This window comes from Leisingera coralii, from assembly GCF_049056525.1.
GTDB classification, from domain to species: domain Bacteria; phylum Pseudomonadota; class Alphaproteobacteria; order Rhodobacterales; family Rhodobacteraceae; genus Leisingera; species Leisingera coralii.
This window is the reverse complement of record NZ_JBHUPT010000051.1, coordinates 1-4,949: the sequence shown is the minus strand read 5'-3', so window position 1 is coordinate 4,949 and position 4,949 is coordinate 1. Positions and strand designations below refer to the sequence as shown.

5 protein-coding genes are annotated in these 4,949 nt (G+C 66.5%); 3 read left to right on the top strand and 2 right to left on the bottom strand.

Features of this window, described 5'->3' with window-relative positions; translation table 11 throughout:
- Positions 1-149 precede the first annotated feature (149 nt).
- Positions 150-2,177: an FAD-dependent oxidoreductase gene (locus tag ACFMBG_RS16400; protein ID WP_421055774.1), complete on the bottom strand. Its 2,028-nt coding sequence runs from the start codon at positions 2,175-2,177 to the stop codon at positions 150-152.
- Between the two features lie 139 nt (positions 2,178-2,316).
- On the opposite strand from ACFMBG_RS16400, the gene ACFMBG_RS16395 reads away from it, so the two are divergent.
- On the top strand, positions 2,317-2,799 hold the full coding sequence (locus ACFMBG_RS16395) for an RNA pyrophosphohydrolase (RefSeq protein ID WP_421055773.1): 483 nt from the start codon (positions 2,317-2,319) through the stop codon (positions 2,797-2,799).
- A gap of 193 nt (positions 2,800-2,992) precedes the next feature.
- Positions 2,993-3,400 carry a hypothetical protein gene (locus ACFMBG_RS16390; RefSeq protein ID WP_421055772.1) on the top strand — a complete coding sequence of 136 codons (408 nt, stop codon included), beginning with the start codon at positions 2,993-2,995 and terminating at the stop codon, positions 3,398-3,400.
- A 6-nt stretch (positions 3,401-3,406) separates the two neighbouring features.
- Here the strand turns inward: ACFMBG_RS16390 and ACFMBG_RS16385 are convergent, their stop codons facing one another.
- On the bottom strand, positions 3,407-4,282 hold the full coding sequence (locus ACFMBG_RS16385; protein WP_421055771.1) for an EamA family transporter: 876 nt from the start codon (positions 4,280-4,282) through the stop codon (positions 3,407-3,409).
- 75 nt (positions 4,283-4,357) lie between these two features.
- Here ACFMBG_RS16385 and ACFMBG_RS16380 point away from each other — a divergent pair, with 75 nt between their 5' ends.
- Positions 4,358-4,864: a MarR family winged helix-turn-helix transcriptional regulator gene (locus tag ACFMBG_RS16380; protein WP_421055770.1), complete on the top strand. Its 507-nt coding sequence runs from the start codon at positions 4,358-4,360 to the stop codon at positions 4,862-4,864.
- Positions 4,865-4,949: the final 85 nt, after the last annotated feature.

Here is a 4,949-nt window from a genome sequence, read left to right as displayed (position 1 = left end):
TTGGGAGCATTGAAAGTGCTCCACGCCCGTTGGGCGCGGCACCGCGCAGGCGCGGTGCCATCCGCCGCGCCGCCGGCGCGGCGCCGGGCCCAACTGCGGCCGAGTCCGTCAGGACCCGGGGCCGCAGGCGGGAGGGTCTTGCCTGCCTGTCAGAGCGCCGCGGCCAGCCGGGTGCCCTGGTTGATCGCGCGCTTGGCGTCCAGTTCCGCCGCCACATCGGCGCCGCCGATCACATGGGCGGTGATGCCGCGCTCTGCCAGCTGGTCCGCCAGCGACCGCTCGGAGACCTGGCCTGCGCAAAGCACGATCGTGTCGGCCGGCACCAGCGTCGGGTTCTCGCGGGCCTCGCCGAAGCTCACGTGCAGGCCGTCATCGTCGATCTTCTCGTAGTTCACACCGCCGAGGAATTCGACTTCCTTCATCTTCAGCGTGGCGCGGTGGATCCAGCCGGTGGTCTTGCCAAGCCGCTTGCCGTGGCGTTCCGCCTTGCGCTGCAGCAGCGTCACGCGGCGGGCAGGGGCGGCGGGTTGCGGGCCTTCGGGGGAGAGGCCCGCGCGATGTTCGGCCGGGTCGGTAACACCCCACTCCTGCATCCAGAGCGGCAGGTCGGTGGCGGGGCTGTGGCCCTCTTCCAGCAGGAATTCGGAGACGTCAAAGCCGATGCCGCCGGCACCGATCACCGCGACGTGCTGGCCCACCGGTTTCTTGTGGCGCAGCACGTCAATGTAGCTCAGCACGTTTTCCCGGTCCTGCCCCGGGATTTCGGGGTCGCGCGGCAGGACACCGGTGGCAATCACCACCTCGTCAAAGCCGGTCAGATCATCCGCCGCGACTTCGCGGCCCAGTTCCAGCGCGATGCCGGCATCGGCCACCATCACCCGGTACCAATCTACGAGGCCCCAGAATTCCTCCTTGCCCGGCACCTGCTTGGCCATGTTGAGCTGTCCGCCGATCTCGTCGGCCTTGTCGAACAGGGTAACCTTGTGGCCCCGCTGCGCTGCGGTCAGCGCGGTGGACAGCCCGGCAGGGCCGGCGCCGACGATGGCCACGGTCTTGGCGGCGGCTGCCGGTTCGATCACCAGCTCGGTCTCGTGGCAGGCGCGCGGGTTGACCAGGCAGGAGGTGAGTTTGCCGCTGAAAGTATGGTCGAGGCAGGCCTGGTTGCAGGCGATGCAGGGGGCGATATGGTCCGCCTGACCCGCTTCGGCCTTGGCGACGAAATCCGCATCCGCCAGCATCGGCCGCGCCATCGACACCATGTCGGCGCAGCCGTCTGCCAGCACTTCCTCCGCGACCTCCGGCGTGTTTATGCGGTTGGAGGTGATCACAGGAATGCTGACTTTGCCCATCAGCTTCTTGGTGACCCAGGCAAAGGCCGCCCGCGGGACGCTGGTGGCGATGGTCGGAATGCGGGCCTCATGCCAGCCGATGCCGGTGTTGAGGATCGTCGCGCCGGCCTTTTCGATCTCCTGCGCCAGCTGCACGACCTCTTCGTGGGTAGAGCCCTCCGGCACCAGGTCGATCATCGACAGGCGGTAGATGATGATGAAATCGCGGCCCACCGCCTCGCGGGTGCGGCGCACGACCTCGATGGGCAGCCGCATCCGGTTCTCATAGGAACCGCCCCAGCGGTCGGTGCGCTTGTTGGTGCGGGTGACCAGGAACTGGTTGAGGAAGTAGCCCTCGGAGCCCATGATCTCGACCCCGTCATAGCCAGCCTCCTGCGCCAGCCGGGCGGCGTTCACGATGTCGGCGATCTGCTTTTCGATGCCCTCTTCATCAAGCTCGATCGGCGGGAAGGGGGAGATCGGCGATTTCACCGGGCTCGGTCCGACGCATTTCGGGCCATAGGCATAGCGGCCTGCGTGCAGGATCTGCATGGCGATCCGGCCGCCTGCCTCATGCACGCGGTTGGTCACCACGCGGTGGTTTTCGACATCCTTGGCCGAAGTCATCATCGAGGCGCCGGGCAGGACGGAGCCCTCCAGGTTCGGGCCGATCCCGCCGGTCACCATCAGCGCCACGCCGCCCCGGGCGCGGGCGGCATAGAACTCCGCCACCCGGTTCCAGTCGCCGGTTTCCTCCAGCCCGGTGTGCATCGAACCCATCAGCACCCGGTTCTTCAGGGTGGTAAAGCCCAGATCCAGCGGGGCAAGAAGGTTGGGGTACGCAGTCATCTCGAAACTCTCCCTGGCAGTTGCCGCCTAGGATCACGGGGCGCGGGCGGCTTGTCACGGGCAAACGCCGCGTCACCCTCTTGCGTGCCCCTGCGGCAAGCGGTCTAAGGTTGTGCCAGCGTATATTGAGGAGAGCCGGATGACGCCGGAAGATATTGCCAAGCTGCCCTACCGTCCGAATGTCGGCGTGATGCTGATCAATGCCGAGGGCGCGGTGTTCGTTGGCCAGCGCAAGGACCGCTACAAGGACGCCTGGCAGATGCCGCAGGGCGGGATCGATGCCGGCGAGGACCCGCGTATCGCGGCCCTGCGCGAGCTGGAGGAAGAAACCGGCGTCGCGCCGGAGCTGGTGGAGATCATCGCCGAATCCGATGGCTGGCTGCCCTATGACCTGCCGCATGACGTGGTGCCGAACTTCTGGGGCGGCCAATACCGCGGGCAGGAGCAGAAGTGGTATCTGATGCGGTTTCTGGGGACCGACGACCAGGTCAATATCGAAACCGATCATCCCGAGTTCTCCGCCTGGTGCTGGCAGCCGGTCGACAGTCTGGTCGAGAAGATCGTGCCCTTCAAGCGCGAGGTCTATGCACGGGTGGTGGAAGAGTTCCGGGAATATTTGTGAGGTGGGATTGCCGCGGTTTCTTTTCGGATGTTTCGCCCGGCCGGCAGGCCGGGCAGCGCCTGACCTTCCCCCTGGGAAGGCGCTTTGCACCTCCCCAAGGTCAGGCGCTGCCCTAGGTGTTCTGGTCGCAGCGTTCCTTTCGGCAATATCTGCAAGCCCCGCCACGGCTCTCAGCTGTCTGCCTTGGGGTCCGGTGGACGCCTATCTGCAAGCGGCGAAATCGGACAGCGTGTTTAACGTCATCGCGGGTGAGCTGCGGTTTGACGAAAGCCTGCTGCCGCAGTCGCATTCGGGCAACCCCAATGACAGCCCGCCGCTGACCCGCATTCCGGCACAGCTCTCGGGCAAGATGCTGGAGGGCAAGCATTTCTCCGGGCGGGTCAATGTGCCCGCGGTGCTGGAGGTGGAATGCCTTGGCCCTTGGTGCGGGGGAATGAAATCCGGAGCGGACCATCTGTTCTTTGCCGAGCAGCGCGGCGGCGAGCTTGTGATCCGGGCAGGTGCCTGCGGTGGCTTTGTCTTTGATGACACTTCCGAAGTCCGGCGGCAGGTGCTGGAGTGCCACCGCGGCGGGGCTTGCGAGCCCGCGGTGCCGCGGTGACAAGGGTTAATCCGCTGGAGCTGCGGCGCGTTTTGCGCTGAGCCGCAGCCGGGACTGGCCGAGCCACAGGCTGAACAGGGCCAGCAGCGCGCCCAGCATCTGGTTGGGCGTCAGCGTCTCTCCCAGCAGCAGCCAGCCGAGGATCACCGCCGACAGCGGGCTGAGGACGCCCAGCAGCGAGACTTGCGAGGGGTCGATCCGCGCGAGGCCGCGGAACCACAGGATATAGGTCAGCGCGCCGCCGATCAGGCTCATGTAGGCGAGGCCGAGGATATTGGCGGCAGTGAAGACGGGCAGCTCCGGCACCGCCCAAAGCGCAACGGGGACCAGCAGCAGCCCGCCCGCGGTCAGCTGCCAGGCGGTGAAGGTGAGGGGCGGCACCGGCGGCTGCCACTTGCGTGTCAGCACCACGCCCGCCGCCATCGATAGCGCACCGCCCAGGCCCGCCAGAACGCCAAGCGTGTCGAGCTTGGCAGCGGGGGTCAGCACCAGCAGCGCCACACCTGCCATGCTCAGCAGGGCCGCAGCGACGGCGGCGGCGCGGATTTGCGTCTTCAGCAGCAACGCTGACAAGAACACCACGATCAGCGGCTGCACCGCGCCCAGGGTGGCGGCAACACCGCCCGGCAGGCGGTAGGCGGAGACAAACAGCAGCACCCAGAACAGTGAGAAATTCAGCGCGCCCAGCACCATCAGCCGCGGCAGCCAGGTCAGCGGCGGCAGCTGGCGCACCAGCAGCAACAGCAAAAGCCCCGCGGGCAGCGCCCTGAGCAGTGCCACCACCAGCGGCGAGTGGCCGGGAAGGAGGGTCGTCGTCACGATATAGCTGCTGCCCCAGATGGCAGGGGCCAGCGCCGTCAGCAAAAGGGTCCGGATGGGCATGTGTCTCTCCTTATCTTGATGTCGAGATAATGGTTTTTATCTTGACGTCAAGATGTAAATCCCTAAACCGGTTGCATGGATCATGTGGATTTTATCACCCAGCAATGGGGGCAAGAGCGGCCGGACCTGGATGTCACGGCCATGGGCGTTATCGGCCGGGTGGCGCGGCTGTACCTGGCCTATCAGCGCGAAATGCATAAGACCTTTGCGGAATTCGGGCTGAATGCGGCCAAGTTCGATGTGCTGGCCACCTTGCGCCGCTCCGGCGCGCCCTACACGCTGTCACCGGGCGAGCTGCTGAAAACGACGATGGTGGCCTCCGGCACCATGACCAACCGGATTGACCGGCTGGAGGCGGACGGGCTGGTCAAGCGTGAGGTGAATCCGGAGGACAGCCGCAGTTTCCTGGTCGGGCTGACGGAGGAGGGGTTTGCTCTGATCGACCGGGCGGTGACAGCGCATGTGCAGACTCAGACACGGCTGCTGGCCGGGCTGACTGCTGCGGAAGTGGAGGCCTTGACCGGGCTTCTGAGCAAGGCCCAGGCGGCTGCTGATCACTCTGAAACGGGCGGCCCGGGCTGAGTCGGCGGGCCTGAGCAGACTGACGCCCTTGCGTCCTGCGGACGGCGGGCGGGGCGTGGCGCGGAGCGGCTTTGCCGCTCCGCGC